Source organism: Salinisphaera hydrothermalis C41B8, assembly GCF_000732535.1.
GTDB lineage: Bacteria > Pseudomonadota > Gammaproteobacteria > Nevskiales > Salinisphaeraceae > Salinisphaera > Salinisphaera hydrothermalis.
This window is the reverse complement of the sequence record NZ_APNK01000012.1, coordinates 1-20,859: the sequence shown is the minus strand read 5'-3', so window position 1 is coordinate 20,859 and position 20,859 is coordinate 1. Positions and strand designations below refer to the sequence as shown.

The window sequence follows — 20,859 nt, the reverse complement described above, 5'->3', positions numbered from 1 at the left end:
TCTAGTCGGGCCCTCTGCGCAGCAGCACATACAGGCCTGCCGCCAGGACGAACCCCACCAAAAACGTGATATCGCCGATTTCAGGCACCTGCCGGGCAATGAAGCCGACGAATAGCTCCTGGTTGGAAAACAGCAGGATCGAAACGACCATCCCGATCAGCATGGCGACGGGGCCTGCGCGGTTGCGGTAATGCGCGTCGTAGAGGTGCGCGTCCACGCGCTGGCCGCGGCGCATGAGCTGGTCGGCGAAGAACACACCCAGCCAGGGCCCGATCCAGTAGGCGATGATCAGAAGAAAATTCGTGTATTCGGTACCGGCGTCGGCCAGCGCCGACCAGGCGAGCAGGAAGCCGATCGCACCGAAGAGCAGGGCCACCACGGCACGGCGCAGTTTCAGCGGCAGCTTGATGCCCATGGTGAGAAAGGCCATGGCGCCGGAATACGTGTTCAATACGTTGGCCGCGATAGCGCCCAGCGCCACGGCCAGCAGCGTCAGGTGAGCGAGCACGGTTGGCAACTGGCCGGTGAAAGCGCTGACCGGGTTCGTAGCGCTCGTGCCGCCGGCGGTCACCGAGGCGGCGCCGGCGATTTCCAGCACCATGCAGGCGATGAACAGGCCGAAGCCGGCGGACACGCCGACGGCGCGCGGGCTGGCGCTTTCGGGCAGATAACGCGTGTAGTCCGCGGCGTAGGGGTTCCAGCCGGCCGCATAGCCGAACGCGGTGCCGACCGTGAGCAGAAAACTGCCGGGCAGTGGATGGGTTGCCGCGGCGGGCTGTGTTTTGCCGAGCAATACGAACGACGACATGGCAAAAACGACGCCTAGAAAAATCAGGGCGTAGCGCTCGAAGGCGTGCACCAGGTTGTGACCGAAAAAGGCGATCGCGATCTGGATGACGACAATGATCACCAGGCTCGCCAGCGCGGGCAGCCCGCTCAACGCGCTCAGGGCAAATGCGCCGCTGACGCTGTTGACGGCGAACCAGCCAATGCCCGCCGTGATGGCCATGAGCCCGGAAGGCAACAGATTGCCCCAGTAACCGAAAGCAGCGCGCCCCAGCACCATCTGCGGTACGCCGTAGCGTGGGCCGCGTGCTGAGAGCAGCCCGTGTGCGATGGCCCCGAGCGCGGTGCCGATGGTGAGCGCGACGACCGCTTGCCAGAACGGCAGGCCGAAGACGCCGACGGCGAGCACGCCGATGAAGACGGTAGCGAACTCCAGATTCGGTGCGATCCACGTCCAGAGCATTTGCGACGGGCGACCGTGGCGTTCGCTGGCCGGGATGAACTCGATGCCGCCCGGTTCCACGGCGACCACGCGATCGCCATAGAGGCCGGGGCGTACCGGCTCGTCGCTACTCGGTGCCGTGTTTGCCACTCGCTGTCTCCCCAGGGCTGTGATCTTGGCTGAAGAATTAAACGGTTATATCGCGGTCCGCGTTCACGCCGGCGGCGCCTCTACAAAAGCAAATTCCGAGCCATGAACGCCGGTCCGCGGCCTGGGGATACCGAGGTGCGGTCGCGGTCGCCAGGCATCGAAAACGGGGGTTCGGGGCATGCGTGAGGACGCCTCATCTGGGCCGGTCGGGGCCGTACTCAGCTGCTGGCCCGCCAGACGCCAATCAACAGCGCGACCCAGCCGACGATGAGCAGAACACCGCCGATCGGCGTGATTGCGCCAAGAATCCTTACCCCCGAGCCGGCCAGCAGATAGAGGCTGCCGGAAAAAATGAAGGTGCCGGCAATGAAGCACCAGGCGGCTGTGGACATGGCCGCGCCGGTAAAGCCTGTGCGCATCAACACCCCGAGCGCGAGCAACGCCAGGGCGTGATAGAACTGATACTGCTCGGCGGTATGCCAAACGTCCTGCATTTTTTTCGATAGATGCGAGGACAGGGCATGCGCCCCGAACGCGCCGAGACAGACGGCAAGGCCGCCGTAGAGCGCGGCAAAGATCAGCGTGATCCGGATCATGTTCGGGTTCCCGGGTCGAGAAATGTCGTGCCGGTGGCAAAGGTCACAGCCTGCCCGCCGATATGCACGCGATCGCCGTCGACGCGGCAGAGCAGCTCGCCGCCACGCGCCGATATCTGTCGGGCCGCGAGTTCGCGCTTGCCCAGGCGCTCGGCCCAGTAGGGGGCGAGCGTGCAGTGGGCCGAACCGGTAACGGGGTCCTCATCCACACCATGGCCGGGCGCGAAATAGCGCGAGACGAAATCGTGTTGGCCATCATCGGCCGGCGCGGTGGCGATGAAGCCGAGATTGGTCTGTGCCGAGTACCGCGCCAGGGCGCGCATGTCGGGCTCGAGTGCGGCGACGTCGGCGGCGCTGTCGAAGACCGCCAGATAGTTCGTGGCGGCATACCAGGCTGTGGCCTCGCCGCCGAGCGCGGCCGCCACATCGGCGATATCGTGATCAACGGGCTGGGCTACCCGGGCCGGCAGGTCCAGCCAGAGCCGGTCATCGCTTGCGCTCATGCCGAGCTCGCCAGCGAAGCGGGTCACGAAGGTGAGTGGGGCCTCGTAGCGGTCCATTTCGTTGAGCAGCACGTGTGCACTGGCCAACGTGGCATGACCACAGAGTTCCACTTCTACCGCGGGCGTGAACCAGCGTAGCTCGTGGCGGCCGCCCGCGCCCGGCACGACGAACGCGGTCTCCGAGAGATTGTGCTCGGCCGCGATCGCCGCCAGCGTTTGATCGTCGGGCCACGCATCGAGCACGTAGACCGCGGCCGGATTGCCGGCGAAGACCTGGTCGGTGAAGGCGTCGACCTGGTGAAACGTCAGCGGCTGTCGTCCGATTGTCATAAAGGTGTCATGTAATGTGGTTTGTCAGGTGGCTGCGGCTACCGTAATCGCACGAGGAGAGTTTCTCATGACCGAAACCGCCGATGTGCCGGCTGTGCCCACGCCGGATGAATTCGACGCGCCGGAATTATTCATCAACCGGGAGTTGTCGCTGCTCGAATTCAACGATCGCGTCCTGGCGCAGGCCCAGGATGAATCGGTGCCGCTGCTCGAGCGGTTGAAGTTTCTATGTATTTCCTCGACCAATCTGGATGAGTTCTTCGAAGTCCGCGTGGCCGGGCTGAAGCAGAAAGCCGAACTGCTGGATACGCCCGGGGAGGCGGACAATCGCACGCCCAGCGATGTGCTGCGCGCGATCAGCGAACGCGCGCATACGCTGGTGGACAACCAGTACGCCACGCTCAACAACGAGATCATCCCGGCGCTGGAGGCCGAGGGCATTCGTTTTCTGCGGCGTGCCGAATGGAACCCGAAACAACGCGCCTGGCTGGCCGAATATTTCGAGGAAGAACTGCTGCCCGTGATCAGCCCGATCGGGCTCGATCCGGCCCATCCGTTTCCGCGCATTCTCAACAAATCGCTGAACTTCATCGTCTCGCTCGACGGGACTGATGCGTTTGGGCGCAAGATCCGGCATGCCGTAGTGCAGGCGCCGCGCGCCCTGCCGCGCATCATCCAGTTGCCCCAGGCTGAAACCGACAGCGGGTCGCACGATTTCGTGTTTCTGTCGTCGATCATCCACGCGCATGTGGAAGATCTGTTCCCCAGCATGCGGGCACAGGGCTGCTACCAGTTCCGTGTGACGCGCAATTCCGATCTGTACGTGGACGAGGAAGAAGTCGACGATCTGCTACGGGCGGTCGAAGGCGAACTGCCAGGTCGGCGCTATGGCGATTGTGTTCGCCTGGAGGTGGCCCACAACTGCCCGGTCGAGCTGTCGGACTATCTGCTCGCGCGCTTCCTGCTCACCCGTGAGGATTTGTATCAGGTCAACGGGCCGGTCAACGTCAACCGGCTCATGTCGTTGCAGAGCACGGTGGACCGGCCCGATCTGAAATACCCGGCGTTCACCCCGCGTCTGCCGAATGCGTTGGCCCCATCGGGCGATTTGTTCGCGGAAATCCGGGCCGGCGATGTGTTGTTGCATCATCCGTTCGATTCCTTCCTGCCGGTGATCGATTTCGTGCGCCGGGCGGGATCGGATCCCAAGGTGTTGGCGATCAAGCAGACGCTGTATCGCACCGGGCCGAAATCGGCCGTGGTCGATGCCCTGGTCGAGGCCGCGCGCGCGGGCAAGGAAGTGACCGTGGTGGTCGAGCTGCGGGCGCGTTTCGACGAGGCCGACAACATCGAGCTCGCCAACCGCCTGCAGGCTGCCGGTGCCCACGTCGTCTACGGCGTGGTCGGCTACAAGACGCACGCCAAGATGACGCTCATCGTGCGGCGTGAGGCCGACGGGCTGCATAACTACGTGCATGTCGGCACCGGCAACTATCATCCCAAGACCGCGCGCCTGTACACCGACTACGGGCTGATGTCCTGTGATCCGGCGCTCGGCAACGATGTGCACGAAATCTTTCTGCAGCTCACCAGCCTGGGCAAGGTCAGCGGGCTGGAGCGCATCGTCGATGCGCCGTTCCGATTGCACGATGCGATCATCGCCAAGATTGCGCGCGAAGCGGACGCCGCAGCGGCGGGACGGCCAGCCTGGATCGTCGCCAAGATGAATTCGCTGGTCGAGCCGGGCGTGATCCGGGCGCTGTATGCGGCGTCGGTGGCCGGCGTACAGATCGATCTGATCGTGCGCGGGATCTGTTGTCTGCGCCCGGGCATCGCGGGTGTGTCCGACAACATCCGCGTGCGTTCGATCGTGGGGCGGTTTCTCGAGCACACGCGGGTCTTTCATTTTGCCGGCGGCGGCGAGCCCGAACTGTATCTGTCCAGTGCCGACTGGATGGACCGCAACTTCTTCCGGCGTGTGGAGATCTGCTTTCCCGTGACCTCGCCGGCGGTATATGATCGTGTCCAGCGCGAGCTGGGACTCTACCTGGCCGATAATAGCGGCGCTTGGCTGCTCGGCGAGGATGGACGTTACACACGGGCACTGCCAGCGGCGGATGAGCCCGTTGTTTCGGTGCAGAAGCGTCTCATGGAGGGACCGGGATAGGACCACGATCACGACTGGTTATGAACCCAGATCGGCGTTTGTGGTCTGAGGCATAAGGGCCTAACACTCGTGGCTCGGCACGGCCGGCCACCCGATCCAACGAACCGCGCGGCGGTTCGATTCTCAAGAAGGGAATGACCAGCATGAAACGATGGATGACCGCACTGGCCGGGATGATGCTCGTCATCGCCGGTGGCCTGGGCACCAGTAGCGCCGCGATCGCCGGCAGTGATCAGGCACAGAAGCTGGATGACGCAACCAGCGTGCTCCAGCAGTTCGTCAACATCCCGGAAAACAAGATCCCCTCGGCGCTGCTGCGCCAGGCCTACGGCATCGCCGTCATTCCGAACGTACTCAAAATCGGGTTCATCGGCGCCGGTGAGCATGGCGACGGCGTGCTGTCGGTGCGCACCGCGGACGGCAAGTGGTCGGACCCGACCTTCATCAGCCTCGCTGGCGGATCAATCGGCTTCCAGGCGGGCGTGTCCTCGACCGACATCATCCTGGTATTCAAGACGCAGCGCAGCATCGATCGTATCGCCAACGGCCAGTTTAGCCTCGGCGCGGATGCGTCTGTAGCCGCCGGGCCGATCGGTCGCAAGGTGAGTGCTTCGACCAACGGCGACTTCGATGCCGAGGTGTATTCCTACTCGCGTTCGCGCGGCCTGTTCGGTGGCGTGTCGCTCAGCGGTGCGCATATCGCCATCAAGAAAGACTGGAACTGGTTGTATTACAACAAGCCCGGTATCAGCGCCCATACGCTGCTCATGCGTGACAGCAACGACCTGCCGCCGTCGGGCAAGCGATTCGTATATACGCTCAACCAGTACATGCCGGCGTCGAACGACCACTTTCATTACGATTCGAACACGCAGGGGTCCAACGGCAATAGCGGTAACGGCGCCAGCAACGATAGCGGTTATACGGGCGCCGGTAGCAATGCCGATAACGCGTCGAATCAGCAGGGATATGGCCAGACCCGGCCCTACAACGGCGGCTCGGGTAGCGGCGTGACCGTACAGCAGAACGGCGGCAGTACCGGTAACGGCGGCACCAACGCCGACGGGACCTCGGACTACAGCGGCAATTACGGTAGCGGCAGCTATAAAAACCAGCAGAACGGCAGCACGGGGCAGTAGCGTCTATTGCGGTTCCTGATCAAACGTCCGTTTCGCGAAATTGCGATCATCGCCGTCGTCGTCGCCCTGGCGCCGGCGGCGGTGTTGTTGATCTTCCGCGTCATCAACCCGCCGGCGAGCGCATTCATGACGCTCACGGCTGCCAAACTTCACAATCAGCATCCCGCGCGCGAGATTGTTCATCAATGGGTCGATCTCGACCGGATTGCTGACTGCATGCCGCTGGCTGCCGTCGCCGGCGAGGATCAGACCTTTCCGTCCAATCACGGATTCGTCTGGTCCTCAATCGAACGTGCCCTTAAACACAATGCCGACGGGGGCGCCGTCCACGGGGCGAGCACCATCACCCAGCAGACGGCCAAGAACCTGTTTCTGATCCCGGCTAAGAGCTATATCCGCAAGGGCATCGAGGCCTATATCACGGTGTGGATGGATCTGTTGTGGTCCAAGCGTCGGGTGATCGAGGTCTATCTCAATATCGCCCAGTTCAGCGATACGGCCTTCGGCGTTCAGGCCGCCGCCAAACAACTGTTTCACCGCAATGCATCCCAATTGTCTCGCGGCGAATGCGCGGCGCTCGCGGCGGTGCTCCCGGCCCCCGACGAGTATGATGCCGCGCACCCCGGTCGGTATGTCTCTGGCCGGCAGGCATGGATCCTGCGTCAGATGCGGCATCTGGGGCCGCATTATCTCGACGACGCGCTGGACAATTAATAGATGTAGAATGCAGGTAGCGCTTCGGGCCCGTCCCGCGATGGCTATCGCCGCACGGGTCGTGGAACCGGGCGGTTTCGAGTTTCGTTTCCATACCGGCCGGCGCCGACCGGCTCATTGCCCATGCTGACAACGAGCGATTTCAAACCGGCGTTCTGGTTGCGTAACCCGCACGCGCAGACGTTATTCGCGTCTCAGGTGCGGGCTTTGCCGCCGCTGGCGGTCGAGCCCGAGCGGCTCGAACTCGACGACGGCGACTTCATCGACCTCTCCTGGCTGCCGGAGGCCGATCTGGCTGAAGACGCGCCGCTGGTGCTGGTACTACACGGGCTCAATGGATCGCTGGAATCCAAGTATGCCCGTGGCCTGCTGCGTCAGGTCGCCGCCCACGGCGCCCGCGGGGTGCTGATGCATTTCCGTGGCGCGGCGGGTCCTAATCGTTTGTCCCGTTCGTATCACTCGGGCGAGACCGGTGACGTCGGGCTCGTGTTGGAGCGCCTGCGCGCCCGTTATCCGCGCGCGCCGATCGGTGCCGCCGGTTATTCGCTGGGCGGTAATGTCCTGCTGAAATATCTCGGCGAGCAGGGCAGTGATTCGCCATTGTCGTGTGCGGTCGCCGTGTCCGTGCCGTACGACCTGGAGACCTGTGCATATGCAGTGCAGAAAGGGTTTTCTCGCCTGTATCAGACGCATCTGATCAACGGGATGCGCGAGATCGTCGAGGCCAAGGTGCGTGACGGCATCATCGAGCGACCGTTGCCGGATTTGCGCGGCCTGCGCGATTTTCCGAGCTTCGACAATGCAATCACCGCGCCGCTCAATGGCTTCGCCAATGCCATGGACTATTACGCCCGTTCGAGTAGCCGGTCTTTTCTCAAGCGCATTCGCACGCCGACGCTGGTTCTGCATGCGCGCGACGATCCGTTCATGGCGCCCGAGGTGGTACCGAGCGCCGACGAACTATCGGATACGATCCGCTTCGAGCTGTCGGAGCACGGCGGCCACGTTGGTTTCGTGTCCGCCGGCCGTTTTGGTGCGCCGGTTTATTGGCTGGAGGAGCGTATCCCGAGCTACTTCCGGGGCCGGCTGCCCGGCTTCGAACCGGTTGCCGAGGACAGCCCAGTCGGCGAGGCCGGATGACAAGGCTTCGGCCAAGGTGTGTATCGGCCGTCGCAGCCGGGCTATACACGCTCGACGAGACTGCATCGGGGTGAGACCGAATCGAGCATAGGCCGCTCGGATAGGCCCGTATTGGGCCAGATTGCGTTGTAACTCCGTATCCATACGCTCGTCCGGACGATAGCGCATGCCGTATGCTGGCGCGATCTGCCACGATCGACTGAACGCGATGACCGACCGTCCGGCGTCCCCCGCGCCGCATACCGCCGAGGATTATCGTCGTTGCTTTGAGGCCGCGCTCGGCGTGCCGTTCACCCAGGGCAATCGAATTCAGTCGCTGGTCAACGGCTGTCGTATCTTCCCGGCGATGATCGAGGCCATCGAGGCGGCCGAGACATCGATCGATTTCCTGACCTTTATCTACTGGCAGGGGGATATCGCCGAGCGCTTTGGCGCGGCGCTGGCCGCGCGGGCCCGCGCCGGGGTTGCCGTGCGCGTGCTGCTCGATGCGTTCGGGGCGCACAGCATGCCGCAATCCGTATTGGATCAATTGGCCCAATCGGGTGCCGAGATCGCCTGGTTTCGCCCGAAGGCACGCTGGCGTATCTGGCAGATCGATAACCGCACGCACCGCAAGATCCTGATCGTCGACGATCGGGTGGGTTTCACCGGCGGCGTTGGCATTGCCTCGGAGTGGGACGGCGATGCGCGTGATCCGAATGAATGGCGCGAAACCCATTTCCGCATGACCGGCCCTGTGCTCGACGGCCTGCGTGGCGCGTTCCTCTCGAACTGGATCGAGGCCGGTCAGCGGGGATTCGAGCAGCACCGATCCTATGCGCCGCAGCCAGAAGCCGGCGATGCCGCGACCCAGGTCATCCGGACTTCGGCCGCCGTGAACTACAGCGACATCGCCACGTTGTTCCGCTTGGTTCTGACGATCGCCCGTTCCCGCGTACGCATCGCTACCGGCTATTTCGTGCCGGATGCCGATACCATCGCGCTGATGTGCGCGGCGGCCGAGCGCGGTGTGGTGGTGGAAGTGCTCATGCCGGGGCCGCACACGGATTCGCGCGTGGCGACCATGGCCGGCGAGGATACGTTCGCGACGCTATTGGCGGCCGGTGTACGGCTGTATCGGTTCCAACCCACGATGCTGCATACCAAGATCGTGCTGCTGGACGATGTACTGGTGGTGGTCGGCTCGGCCAACTTCAATCATCGTTCCATGGGCAAGGATGACGAGATCGCGGTGGCCGTGGTCGACGATGCGCTGGTCCATGAACTGTCGGACAACTACGATCACGACCTGACGCGGGCCGAACGCGTCGACGCGCAGGCCTGGTCCAGGCGCGGGCCGTGGCAGCGGCTGCGCGAACTCGTCGGACGGGTACTCAGCCCGCAGGCCTGAGCGCCCGCCCGACGATCCTCGTTTTACAGCGCGTCGCTGTCGGTCTCGCCGGTACGGATGCGTACCACCTGTTCCAGATCGTGTACGAAGATCTTGCCGTCGCCGATCTGGCCGGTTTTGGCCGCGCCGATGATGGCGTCGACGACCGCGTCGAGCCGGTCTTCGTCGACCGCAACCTCGAGTTTGACCTTGGGCAGGAAATCGACCGCGTACTCGGCGCCGCGATACAGCTCGGTATGGCCTTTCTGTCGGCCGAAGCCGCGTACTTCGCTCATGGTCGTGCCGTGAACCCCCACTTCCGCAAGTGCTTCACGTACGTCGTCCATGCGAAACGGCTTGATGACCGCGGTGACCATTTTCATCTCGTGTTCTCCTCTGGCGCGAATGCCTGCAATAAAAGCTTCGGATAGCGCTCGGTGAGTCTACATGCCGGTGCTTTGCAGATCATAGCCGCGTTCTTCGTGTTCGGTGATATCCAGGCCGATATCTTCATCGTCCGGACCGATACGCAGGCCGACCAGCTTGTCGACGAGCTTGAGCAGCCCCCAGGTCAGTACGGCGGTATAGACCAGCACCGTCACCACCCCGAGCAGCTGAACGCCGAACTGGGCACCGATACCCGACATGCCGGGCGCCAGCCCGTAGCCCGACAACGGGCCGAGGCCGGTCGCGGCGAAAATGCCGGCTGCGAGCGTGCCCAGCATGCCGCCGACACCGTGCACCGGGAATACGTCCAGCGAATCGTCGATATGCAGCACGCGTTCGACGAACATCGTGGCGGCGAAGCAGACGATACCGCCGGCCAGCCCGATCAGAATAGCCGCCGCCGGACCGACGTAGCCGGCGGCCGGCGTGATCGTGCCCAGGCCGGCCACCATGCCGGTCACGATGCCGAGCACACTGGGCTTGCCGAAGCGGATCCATTCCGCCGAGATCCAGGCGATACAGCCCGCCGCGGCCGCGAGATGGGTGACCAGCATCGCGCTCACGGCCTGACCGTCCACGGCCAGAGCGCTGCCGCCATTGAAGCCGAACCACCCGACCCAGAGCATGCCGGCGCCGGAGACCGTCATGGTCAGGTTGTGCGGCGCCATGGGTCGCTTCTGGAAGCCGTTGCGCGGCCCGAGCACGATCGCGGCCACCAGCGCTGCGACGCCGGCGGTGATATGCACCACGGTACCGCCGGCGAAGTCGAGCATGCCGAGCTGGCCCAGCCAGCCGCCGCCCCAGATCCAGTGCACCACCGGGATGTAGACGATCAGCAGCCACAGCGCCGAGAACCAGAGCAGGGCGGAAAAGCGCAACCGCTCGGCGAAACCGCCGATGATCAGCGCCGGGGTGATCACCGCGAACGTCATCTGGTAGAGCACGAACAAAAAGCTCGGGATCGTGCCGGTCACGTCGTTCGGGGTGATACCGGCCAGACCGATCCGATCCAGATTGCCGATGAACCAGCCGTGGCCGGAAAACGCCAGGCTGTAGCCGATGAAAAACCACAGCAGCGACGACAGGGCACAGATCGCAAAGCACTGCATGAGCACCGACAGCACGTTGCGTACGCGCACCAGCCCGCCATAGAACAGGGCCAGGCCCGGCAGCGTCATGAACAGCACCAGCGCCGTGGCCATCATCATCCAGGCGGTATCGGCCTTGTCGAACGTGGCAGTGGCCGGGGCGGCCCAAACGGTGGGGCTGACCCCGAGGCCGATGCACAAGAACAGGGCCGAGGCACGACGACGTATCGAAATGAGGCTCATTTTCGGTGCGGTTGCAGGCGGTGCACCGAAGTATAGCCGCCGGCTTCCGCCCGTCTCCAATCGCCGCCATAAAAAAGGGCGCCCGAAGGCGCCCTTTTCGACCGATACGGTTTGAATTACAGGTCGTATGCTCGTTCGTCGTGCAGCGACAGGTCGAGACCGGCTTCCTCGGATTCGGCGTCGACGCGAAGTCCCAGGACTGCCTTGAGCACGCCCAGGATGATCGCGGTGACGATGGCGCAATAGACGATGGTCACCGCCACGCCCGCGGCCTGGATGCCGAACTGAGTCACGATGCTGCCGCCGGCGTTGGCCGACAGGCCGGCACCGCCCAGGCTCTTGGCCGAGAAGATACCGGTCAGCAGCGCGCCGACGATGCCGGCCACACCGTGTACGCCGAAGGCATCGAGCGAATCGTCGTAGCCGAGCTTGCCCTTGAGTAGGGTGACCGCATAGAAGGCGAAGAAACCGCCGCCCACGCCGACCGCGATCGAGCCCATGGGGCCAACGAAACCGGACGCGGGGGTGATCGCGACCAGACCGGCCACCGCGCCCGAGCAGATGCCCAGCACGCTCGGCTTGCCGTGGCTGCCCCACTCCAGGAACATCCAAGTCAGCGCCGCGACGGCGGTGGCCAGCTGGGTCACGAACATCGCCATGCCCGCGGTGCCGTCGGCGGCCAGCTCACTACCGGCGTTGAAGCCGAACCAGCCGACCCATAGCATCGACGCGCCCATTAGCGTGTAGCCGAGGTTGTGCGGGCGCATCATCGTCTTCGGATAGCCGCTGCGCTTGCCCAGCATGAGGGCCGCGACCAGACCGGCTACGCCCGCATTGATATGCACCACGGTGCCGCCGGCGAAGTCCTGAACACCGAGGCCGCCCAGGAAACCGCCGCCCCAGACCCAGTGTGCGATCGGGGTGTAGACCAGGGTCACCCACAGGCCGATGAACCAGAGCATCGCCGAGAACTTCATGCGCTCGACGAAGGCGCCGACGATCAGCGCCGGGGTGATGATGGCGAAGGTGAGCTGGAAGGTGGAGAACACCGTCTCGGGAATCGTGCCCGACAGGCTGTCGACGCCCACGCCGGCCATGAACGCCTTGGACAGGCCGCCCCAGATCGTGCCGCTGCCGCCGAAGGCCACGCTATAACCCCATAGCGCCCAGATCAGCGTGACCAGGCAGCAAATGGCGAAGCACTGCATGAGCACCGACAGCGAGTTCTTGGCGCGTACCATGCCGCCGTAGAACAGGGCCAGCCCCGGGATGGTCATGAACAGAACCAGGGCCGTGGCCGTCAGCATCCAGGCCGTATTGCCGGCGCTGAGCGTGGGCGTACTGGCCTGGGCCAGAGCCAGTCCCGGTGCCGCGAGCGCGGCCAGACCGAAACCAGCAGAATTCAATATGCGACGTTTTGACATGAGGCTACCTTTTTGACGTCTGCGCATGGGCAATGAACGACGACGCGAAACGGTTCGTCATCCGATCGCGTCCCCTGTGGCCGTCGGCCCGGCGATGACCGTTGCACGAATTTGGTTCAAGCACGGTTTGTGCCAGTTGGCGTGTCGATTCGTGCCTGCCCGCGCGTTTTGATGTATGAAAAGATCCCTTAACCGGAAGTTTTTCTTGAAAAAATTTGATGGTTGCGATCGAGACGCCCGCTGCCTTGGCTGCGATTCATGCCTTGTTCCCCTCGTTTGCAACGCCCGGGCTGCACAGCACCGTTTCCGGGCCCGCCGCCCCTTGGATATCGTTGGAAAATGAGCGCCTAGAGCGCGTCCTTTCCGGTTTCCCCGGTCCGGATTCGAATCGCCTGATTCAGATCGGAAACGAAAATCTTGCCGTCGCCGATCTTGCCGGTGTGGGCGGCCTTGGAGATGGCCTCGACGGCGGAATCCAGGCTGGGCTCCTCGATCGCGACTTCGATCTTTACCTTGGGCAGGAAGTCGACAACGTACTCGGCGCCGCGATATAGCTCGGTATGCCCTTTCTGTCGGCCGAAGCCCTTGACCTCGGTGACCGTGATGCCCTGTACGCCCACTTCGGACAGCGCTTCACGGACCTCGTCGAGCTTGAATGGCTTGATGATGGCGGTGATCAATTTCATAACTGGCTCCTGTCACGCATGAATACGCAATCCGGTGGCGGCGCGCGCTGTTTCGGCGCCGCCGCGGACGATTGCCGGATATGTCTAGCACTCACCGTGCCAAGCGCTGGTGGAGGCCGGTGCCCGTGACGATCATCGCGATCGCTTTGCGCGTATCGACGCATCAATGCATGCTTGCGTCACGCATCCCCAACGACACCCGATATGCGCTCCATCGAAGACATGGCCGCCCGTCTTGCCAATGCGCTGCCGCCCCAGGTCGCGCCGCTGCGCGAGGAATTGAAGGCCAATTTCCGGGCCGTGCTGCAGAGCCAGCTCGCCGAGCTGGATCTGGTGCCGCGCGAAGAATTCGAAGCCACGCGGGAAATGCTCGCGCATGCACGCGCGCGCCTGGGCGAACTCGAGAACCGGGTCGCCGAGCTGGAATCGCGCGATAACGAAAGCTGACGCGCTCATGGTGATGGCGAGCAGCCGGCCGCGGCCGGAAAGCTGAATCGTGGCGCTGGCAACGGTCCATAGCCGGGCCCAGACCGGATTGCATGCGCCGCCGGTGGCCGTGGAGGTCGATCTGGCCGGCGGGCTGCCGGCGCTGGCGATCGTTGGCCTACCCGAAACCGAGGTCAAGGAAAGCAAGGACCGGGTACGGGCGGCCATCAGTAATAGCGGCTACCAGTTCCCGACGCGGCGTATCACCGTGAATCTCGCCCCGGCGGATCTGCCGAAAGAAGGCGGCCGCTTCGATCTGGCGATCGCGCTGGGGATATTGGCGGCGTCCGGACAGATCCCGGTCAATGCGCTGTTGGGGCACGAATTTCTGGGCGAACTGTCGCTATCCGGCGCGTTGCGCGGTGTCCGCGGGGCGCTGCCGGCCACGCTGGCCGCTGCCAGCGTCGAGCGGCGCTTGATCCTGCCGGCCGACAACGGCGGCGAGGCGGCACTGGCCGGCGAGGACGCGGCCCGGACCGCGACCCATCTGGCCGATGTGGCCACGACGCTGGCCGGCGGCGAGACCCACTGGGCCACGCCGGTGGCCGAGACCCCGGACACGACACAGACGCCCGCGCCGGATCTGGCCGAGGTCCGCGGCCAGGCGCAGGCCAAGCGCGCGCTGGAAATCGCCGCGGCCGGCGGTCATTCGCTACTCATGATCGGCCCGCCCGGGGCGGGCAAGACCATGCTGGCGTCACGTCTGGTGGGCCTGTTACCGCCGCTGACGCGTGACGAAGCGCTGGAAGTGGCGGCGATTGCGTCGATCTCGGGCGGCGGTTTCGATCCGTCGCTGTGGGGACGTCGCCCATTTCGTGCACCGCATCACACGGCGTCGGGCGTGGCGCTCGTGGGCGGCGGATCGACGCCCCGGCCGGGCGAGATCACGCTCGCGCATCGCGGCGTTCTGTTTCTGGACGAATTGCCGGAATTCGATCGCCGGGTGCTGGAAGTTCTGCGCGAGCCGCTGGAATCCGGCCATATCGTGATTTCGCGTGCGGCGCGCCAGTCCGAGTTTCCGGCGGCGTTCCAGTTGGTGGCCGCCATGAATCCCTGTCCCTGTGGTTATCAAGGCGATGCCTCGGGACGTTGCCATTGCACGCCCGAACGTATCGAGCGGTATCGGGCGCGTATCTCTGGTCCGCTGCTGGACCGCATCGACATGCATCTGAATGTAGCGCCGATCACCAAAAAAGTGCTGACCGCGCCTGCATCGGACGAAGAATGCTCCAAAACGGTGCAGAAGCGCGTCTGTGGTGCGCGGCGCACTGCCGAGGCGCGTAACGGCGGCCCGAACGCCGCGCTCGCACCCGCGCAAATCGATCATTACTGCGCGCCGGCCGCGGACGGCGCCCGATTGATCGATCAGGCCATCGATCGCCTGGGGCTCTCGGCGCGTGGTTATCATCGTATTCTGCGCGTGGCGCGCACGATCGCCGATCTGGCTGGCCACGAGCGCATCGAGGCGCCGGATATCGCCGAAGCCATCGGGTATCGCCAGCTCGATCGCAGTTAGCGCCATCGAGCCGGTGCGATCGCGTACGATCGGCCGGTCCCGACTGGTAGAATCGCGCCATCATGGCGCTACCCAAGCTCAATCCTCAGCAGGATGCCGCGATGCGGTATCTCGACGGCCCGTTGCTCGTGCTGGCGGGCGCCGGTTCGGGCAAGACGGGTGTCATCACCCGCAAGATCGCGCATCTGATCGCGCGCGGCTACGATGCCCGCCGCGTGGTGGCGGTGACCTTCACCAATAAGGCCGCGCGCGAGATGAAACAGCGCGCGTCCAAGCTCATCTCGGCCGACGATGCGCGCGGGCTGACGGTCAGCACGTTCCATAGCCTCGGCCTGCAGATGATCCGCGAAGAGCACGCAGCGCTCGGCTACAAGCCGCGGTTCTCTATCTTCGATTCGGAAGATGCCGACAAGGTCCTGGCCGACCTCGTCGGCCGCGACGGCGACCATCGCAAGGCCACCAAGGCTGCCATCAGCAACTGGAAATCGGCGCTGATCGATCCGGAGACCGCAACGGCCCAGGCCACCGGCAGCGATATACCGCTGGCGCGGGCCTACGGCGAGTATCAGCGCCGGCTCAAGGCTTACAACGCGGTCGATTTCGACGATCTGCTCGCGCTGCCGGTGCATCTGCTGTCCACCGATCACGAAGCCCGCGAGCGCTGGCAAAGCCGGTTCCGCTATCTGCTGGTCGACGAATACCAGGACACCAACGCGGCCCAGTATGAAATGATGCGGCTGCTGGCCGGCGCGCGTGCGGCGTTCACCGTGGTCGGCGACGACGACCAGTCGATCTATGCCTGGCGCGGGGCGCGCCCCGGCAATATCGCCGATCTGTCGCGTGATTTTCCGCATCTCAAGGTCATCAAGCTCGAGCAGAACTATCGCTCCGTCGGCAACGTGTTGTCGGCGGCCAACCAGCTGATCGGCGCCTCGAACCAGCGCGCCTACGAAAAGACCCTGTGGAGCGCGATGGGCCCGGGCGATCGCGTGCGCGTGATCGCGGCGCCCGACGAAGCAGGGGAGGCCGAGCGTATTGCCAGCGAGATTTCCTCGCACAAGCTGCGGCTGGGCACGGCGTATGGCGATTACGCGATACTTTATCGCGGCAACTTCCAGTCGCGCGCCTTCGAAAAAGCCTTGCGTGAACGGGATATCCCGTATCGCGTGTCCGGCGGGCGCTCGTTCTTCGAACGCAGCGAGATCCGCGATCTGGTGACCTATCTCAAGCTGATGGTCAATCCGGACGACGATGCGGCGTTCCTGCGTATCGTCAATCTGCCGCGGCGCGAGATCGGGCCGGCCACGCTGGAAGCACTCGGCCGTTATGCCGGCTCGCGCCATATCAGCCTGTTCGATGCCGCGCGCGGCATCGGCCTCGCCGGCGGTGTGGGCGAGCGCTCCGGGCGGCGGCTGGCCGATTTCGTCGACTGGCTGCGCAACCTGACCCAGGACAGCGAGGGCATGACACCGCGTGAACTCGTCAGCCAGCTGATCGTCGATATCGACTACCGCAACTGGCTGCGCGATACCTCGGCCAACACCAAGGCGGCACGCAAGCGTATCGAGAACCTCGACGATTTCATTGGTTGGCTCGATCGGCTGGACAACGCCGAAGACGGCAAGCCGGTCACGCTGGAAGACGTCGTCCGCCGGCTGTCGTTGATGGATTTCGCCAACCAGTCGGAAAAAGACGTCGAGAACCAGGTGCATCTGCTCACGCTGCATGCGGCCAAGGGCTTGGAATTCGACCACGTCTTTCTGGCCGGTCTGGAAGAAGGCATGCTGCCGCACCACGCCTGCCTGGAAGACGACAAGATCGAGGAAGAGCGGCGCCTGCTCTACGTCGGCATCACGCGCGCGCGCAAGACCCTGGCGCTGACCTATGCCAGAAAACGGCGCCGGGGTGGCGAGGAAAGCGACAGCGTGCCGAGCCGTTTCCTCGAGGAACTGCCTGCCGACGAGCTCGACTGGCCGAGTGCGACCGGCACGCGAAGCAAGGCGGCCAATGCGGAACAGGGGCGCGATCAGGTGGCTGCGCTCCGGGCCATGCTCGGGGCTTCGGCCGATAGTTGATGTTCGGCGGTCGGGTTCGGAGAAAGAGTGGTCTTTTCGCGGACAATCCGGCCCGGCATGAATTCGTTGCGTGCGCCGATGGACGATGGCCGCCGCACCGCGTATCCTTTGCACCTCGCAAGCGCCCGTAGCTCAGCTGGATAGAGTGTCGGCCTCCGAAGCCGAAGGTCGCAGGTTCGAATCCTGCCGGGCGCACCAAATATCGAAAACCCGCCATACGTGCGGTTTTTTTTGGGGCCTGAACGAAGCCCATTCGAACCTGCGACAGACAACAAGCCAGGTTCGACGGACTCGCGGCGCGAGCCCGAACCGGGCCGCGCAGCGGCACGGGCCCGAAGGGTGAGCCGGCGTAGCCGGCGAATAATCCTGCCGGGCGCACCAAATATCGAAAACCCGCCATACGTGCGGTTTTTTTTGGGGCCTGAACGAAGCCCATTCGAACCTGCGACAGACAACAAGCCAGGTTCGACGGACTCGCGGCGCGAGTCCGAACCGGGCCGCGCAGCGGCACGGGCCCGAAGGGTGAGCCGGCGTAGCCGGCGAATAATCCTGCCGGGCGCACCAAATATCGAAAACCCGCCATACGTGCGGTTTTTTTTGGGGCCTGAACGAAGCCCATTCGCACCTGCGACAGACAACAAGCCAGGTTCGACGGACTCGCGGCGCGAGTCCGAACCGGGCCGCGCAGCGGCACGGGCCCGAAGGGTGAGCCGGCGTAGCCGGCGAATAATCCTGCCGGGCGCACCAAATATTGAAAACCCGCCATACGTGCGGGTTTTTTTGGGCCTGAGCGAAGCCCATTCGAATCTGCGACAGATGACAATCCCGGTTCGACGGCTGCGCGTTGGCGTGTCCGGGCCGATTCAATATCAGCCCGGATCGGGCGAGGGCTGGTTGTCGGTCGGCCAGTCGACGGTAGCCGTTGTGTCGCTATCTTCGCTGGTCTTGCCTCGTTTGTCGTAGCGCGCACCACCGCCGGCTTCCATGGAAACACTCATACGCGGCGCGCCGAGGTTGATGTATTCGCTTTCCATCCGTCGCTTGAGTGCGAGGTTGAAGGCCCGGGAGACGTCCCACTGGTATTCGGGCGCGGTGCGCAGGCGCATGCGCAGAATCGGGCAGCCGTTATCGAATTCATGGATGCCCTGCATTTCCAGATGCGAGCGAATCAAGCCGCGCATGAACGGATCGCGATGCAGATCCGAGGCGGTGCGCCGCATCAGCTCGATGGCATCGTCGATACGCAGATCGTGCGGAATGCGGATCTTGATCAGCGCAATCCCGAACTGGCGCGACATGTTATGGATCGCGTCGATATGCGAGAACGTCGTGATATGCACGACGCCGTCGAGATCGCGCAGGCGGACAGCACGCAGATTCAGCCCCTCGACGGTACCCATGAAGCCGTTGATCTCGACGAAATCACCGACCGCCAGCGAGTCCTCGATCAGAATGAAGATACCGGTGATCAGATCCGCCACGAGGCTCTGGGCGCCGAAGCCCAGCGCGATGCCGATGACGCCGGCGCCGGCCAGCAGCGGCGTGACGTTCACCCCGAGATTGGCCAGGCCCGCGATGCCGGCCACGACGATGATCACGAACAGCGCCATGTTGCGGATCATCGGCGTGATGGTCTGGGCACGGTTGGTGTTGCGTCGCCGGCCGTGGGCACCACGCCCATGCAGCGCGCGGTGAATGGCCGTATCGACCACGATCCAGACCAGCCAGGCCAGTACGATGGTCAGTCCGACCCCCAGAAGCGCGCGCCCGATTTCGCCGCTGACGGCGCCCCGGCCGCCGATGCCGAACAACGAAAAACCCCAGACCTGGACCGAGAGCTCGGCGAAGGCCAGCCAGGCGACGCCGTGCGCGAGGGTATAGCCGAGATTGCGGAATCGTCCGGCGTACGGGCTCTTGCGCGGGCGGCGGGCGGCGCGTTCGTGCTGGCGTCGGATGATGCCGGTGATGACGAAGGTGAGAACCAGCAGCACCGTGCAGATCATGGAGCGCGCGAACGCGGCGTGTGCCTGGCCGCCGGTAATGAAGATGGCGGCCAGCGAGGCGGTGACCAGCAGTAGCGCCGGCACATGCCAGAGCTGGGCGCTGATCGACACCAGTTCACGAAAACCGCCCCGGTCGCGGCGATTGGCCAGCGATCGGTTGCGGATCAGGTGCTCGACGGGGCGTCGTATGCGCAGGATGAGTGCGCCGCTCGCCAGTCCGGCAAGCATGTTGGCCACCACCGACAACCAGTCCGCCAGGTTGGTGCCGAGCAGGTCGGACAGACGTGCGCTGTTGACCGCATCGCCGAAGGCAACCAGCGCGCCGATGAAAAACAGCGGCCCGAGGGCCTTGTCATGCAGAATCGAAACCGCGACACGACGATGCCCGCGCGTGAACAGGGCGATCACGACATCGAACACGGTCGACAGCAGTCGTCCGCACAGGCCTACATAGACCAGAACCAGGAGTGTGGCGCTGGCCGGCGCGGCAGGCTGGATGAGGTGAATCGCCGCCAGCAGCGCGGCGAACGTCACGACCCAGGGGGTCACGCGGCGACAGAAATGGGCCAGGAGCATCCACGGGCGAGGTTCCGGCGGTAGTTTGACCGGCCAGCCTCGCCGCGCGAACAGGCTGCGTCCGGCCAGGGTCATGACCACCAGTGCGCTGGTCAGCATGGCGAGGCCGAACGCGATTTCGGCGACATTGCTGATCAACGCCTGTTGCTGCGTGCCGACGAAGAGCTGGCGCATGTTCGTTGCGGCCTTGCGTGCATTGCGTCGCCATATATCCCAGGGCGATTCGCCTTGCCTGGCTTGTTTGCTGAGATTGCTGATCGAATCCGACAGGGCGCCGAGCAATCCGCCGTTCGCGCCGGTGATCGGGTTCTCGTGGGTTTCTTCGGCCTGGGTAGACGCGCGCAACTGTTTGAGTTGTTTGAGCAGTGCGGCGCGCTTCTTGTCGTTCTCCAGCGTGCCGATGACGTCGTCGAGCGAGGATTTCAGCTGCTTCGGGTCGGGTTTATCGGCTGCCTTGGACTGATGGTCGTGGCCCAGTCCGAGACCTCCCAGGCTTTGAGCCGTCGCCGGCGTGGCAACGCAAACGAGTGCGACCAGCAGCAGCGACACAAAGCAGCGGGTGGGCAGCACATCGAACGACATCAGGCAGACTCTTCTGGAAACGGCGAGCCGACGCGGCCTGGCGATGCCGGCGCGACGATGCGGGCCGAGGCGGACGAAACCGAGTGGGCCAAGGGCAGCGTATCTTGATCGAATGATCGATTTTGTGTCGACGACGCGTCGGGCCACGCTTGGCAGCTTACCCCGCCTGAGTGCGAAAAGCATATGTTTCTAAAGGTTTGCGGTATTCGATGTAGCGGACTCGAACCCCCTTTGCTGACGGCGAATGCTACTTTAGTTGAAGATTGACCGCGGCTGCGGGCGGATGTATTTTTTACCGCCTAAACGCGGACTGAACAGCCAGTTCGCTCCCGAGGGCTATGTCATCGTTGAGTGTTGATACGCATGTCCACGCGCAGCAGCCAATACATTGTGCGGC

General features: G+C 64.1%; 16 protein-coding genes and 1 tRNA gene. 9 read left to right on the top strand and 8 right to left on the bottom strand.

All coding sequences use genetic code 11. The features are described 5' to 3' along the window. Position 1: 1 nt before the first annotated feature. The 3 genes from C41B8_RS09650 to C41B8_RS09640 all read right to left on the bottom strand — a co-directional run bounded on the left by C41B8_RS09650 (position 2) and on the right by C41B8_RS09640 (position 2,807). Positions 2–1,378 (bottom strand): purine-cytosine permease family protein, encoded by a 1,377-nt coding sequence (locus tag C41B8_RS09650; RefSeq protein ID WP_037337166.1) that lies wholly within the window; start codon positions 1,376–1,378, stop codon positions 2–4. A 218-nt stretch (positions 1,379–1,596) separates the two neighbouring features. Next, positions 1,597–1,974 carry a DUF423 domain-containing protein gene (locus tag C41B8_RS09645; protein ID WP_037337163.1) on the bottom strand — a complete coding sequence of 126 codons (378 nt, stop codon included), beginning with the start codon at positions 1,972–1,974 and terminating at the stop codon, positions 1,597–1,599. After that, positions 1,971–2,807, bottom strand: coding sequence for a PhzF family phenazine biosynthesis protein (locus C41B8_RS09640; RefSeq protein WP_037337160.1), 837 nt, complete (start codon positions 2,805–2,807; stop codon positions 1,971–1,973). Before C41B8_RS09640 ends, C41B8_RS09645 begins: the two co-directional genes overlap by 4 nt. A 67-nt stretch (positions 2,808–2,874) precedes the next feature. Between C41B8_RS09640 and ppk1 the strand changes: the two genes are divergently transcribed. The 5 genes from ppk1 to C41B8_RS09615 all read left to right on the top strand — a co-directional run bounded on the left by ppk1 (position 2,875) and on the right by C41B8_RS09615 (position 9,357). Further along, positions 2,875–4,974: a polyphosphate kinase 1 gene (gene ppk1 / locus C41B8_RS09635; protein ID WP_051883349.1), complete on the top strand. Its 2,100-nt coding sequence runs from the start codon at positions 2,875–2,877 to the stop codon at positions 4,972–4,974. Between the two features lie 143 nt (positions 4,975–5,117). Then, positions 5,118–6,113, top strand: a complete 996-nt coding sequence (locus C41B8_RS20665; RefSeq protein WP_198025137.1) for a lipid-binding SYLF domain-containing protein — start codon at positions 5,118–5,120, stop codon at positions 6,111–6,113. Between the two features lie 6 nt (positions 6,114–6,119). Next, positions 6,120–6,827, top strand: coding sequence for a monofunctional biosynthetic peptidoglycan transglycosylase (gene mtgA / locus C41B8_RS09625; RefSeq protein ID WP_051883347.1), 708 nt, complete (start codon positions 6,120–6,122; stop codon positions 6,825–6,827). 123 nt (positions 6,828–6,950) lie between these two features. Continuing rightward, entirely contained in the window at positions 6,951–7,967 is a 1,017-nt protein-coding gene (locus C41B8_RS09620; protein ID WP_051883346.1) for a hydrolase, read from the top strand. A 208-nt stretch (positions 7,968–8,175) separates the two neighbouring features. Continuing rightward, positions 8,176–9,357: a phospholipase D-like domain-containing protein gene (locus C41B8_RS09615; RefSeq protein ID WP_037337313.1), complete on the top strand. Its 1,182-nt coding sequence runs from the start codon at positions 8,176–8,178 to the stop codon at positions 9,355–9,357. A 23-nt stretch (positions 9,358–9,380) separates the two neighbouring features. Here the strand turns inward: C41B8_RS09615 and C41B8_RS09610 are convergent, their stop codons facing one another. The 4 genes from C41B8_RS09610 to glnK all read right to left on the bottom strand — a co-directional run bounded on the left by C41B8_RS09610 (position 9,381) and on the right by glnK (position 13,224). Continuing rightward, positions 9,381–9,719 carry a P-II family nitrogen regulator gene (locus tag C41B8_RS09610; RefSeq protein ID WP_037337156.1) on the bottom strand — a complete coding sequence of 113 codons (339 nt, stop codon included), beginning with the start codon at positions 9,717–9,719 and terminating at the stop codon, positions 9,381–9,383. 60 nt (positions 9,720–9,779) lie between these two features. Next, positions 9,780–11,114 carry an ammonium transporter gene (locus tag C41B8_RS09605; protein WP_037337153.1) on the bottom strand — a complete coding sequence of 445 codons (1,335 nt, stop codon included), beginning with the start codon at positions 11,112–11,114 and terminating at the stop codon, positions 9,780–9,782. A 116-nt stretch (positions 11,115–11,230) separates the two neighbouring features. Then, on the bottom strand, positions 11,231–12,538 hold the full coding sequence (locus C41B8_RS09600; RefSeq protein ID WP_037337151.1) for an ammonium transporter: 1,308 nt from the start codon (positions 12,536–12,538) through the stop codon (positions 11,231–11,233). 347 nt (positions 12,539–12,885) lie between these two features. Next, the gene (gene glnK, locus C41B8_RS09595) at positions 12,886–13,224 is read right to left on the bottom strand and encodes a P-II family nitrogen regulator (RefSeq protein ID WP_037337149.1); all 339 of its coding nucleotides are present in this window, start codon (positions 13,222–13,224) and stop codon (positions 12,886–12,888) included. Positions 13,225–13,428: 204 nt separating this feature from the next. On the opposite strand from glnK, the gene C41B8_RS09590 reads away from it, so the two are divergent. From C41B8_RS09590 to C41B8_RS09575, 4 genes are all read left to right on the top strand, one after another. After that, a complete protein-coding gene (locus C41B8_RS09590; RefSeq protein ID WP_037337147.1) occupies positions 13,429–13,671 on the top strand; it encodes an accessory factor UbiK family protein in 243 nt (80 codons plus the stop codon). A 49-nt stretch (positions 13,672–13,720) separates the two neighbouring features. Continuing rightward, on the top strand, positions 13,721–15,226 hold the full coding sequence (locus C41B8_RS09585; RefSeq protein WP_037337145.1) for a YifB family Mg chelatase-like AAA ATPase: 1,506 nt from the start codon (positions 13,721–13,723) through the stop codon (positions 15,224–15,226). A 62-nt stretch (positions 15,227–15,288) separates the two neighbouring features. Further along, complete coding sequence (locus C41B8_RS09580; RefSeq protein WP_037337143.1) at positions 15,289–17,301, top strand: UvrD-helicase domain-containing protein; 2,013 nt, start codon at positions 15,289–15,291, stop codon at positions 17,299–17,301. A gap of 121 nt (positions 17,302–17,422) precedes the next feature. Continuing rightward, positions 17,423–17,499, top strand: a tRNA-Arg gene (locus C41B8_RS09575). Positions 17,500–18,170: 671 nt separating this feature from the next. Here the strand turns inward: C41B8_RS09575 and C41B8_RS09570 are convergent. Then, positions 18,171–20,462, bottom strand: coding sequence for a mechanosensitive ion channel family protein (locus C41B8_RS09570; protein ID WP_051883345.1), 2,292 nt, complete (start codon positions 20,460–20,462; stop codon positions 18,171–18,173). Positions 20,463–20,859 lie beyond the last annotated feature (397 nt).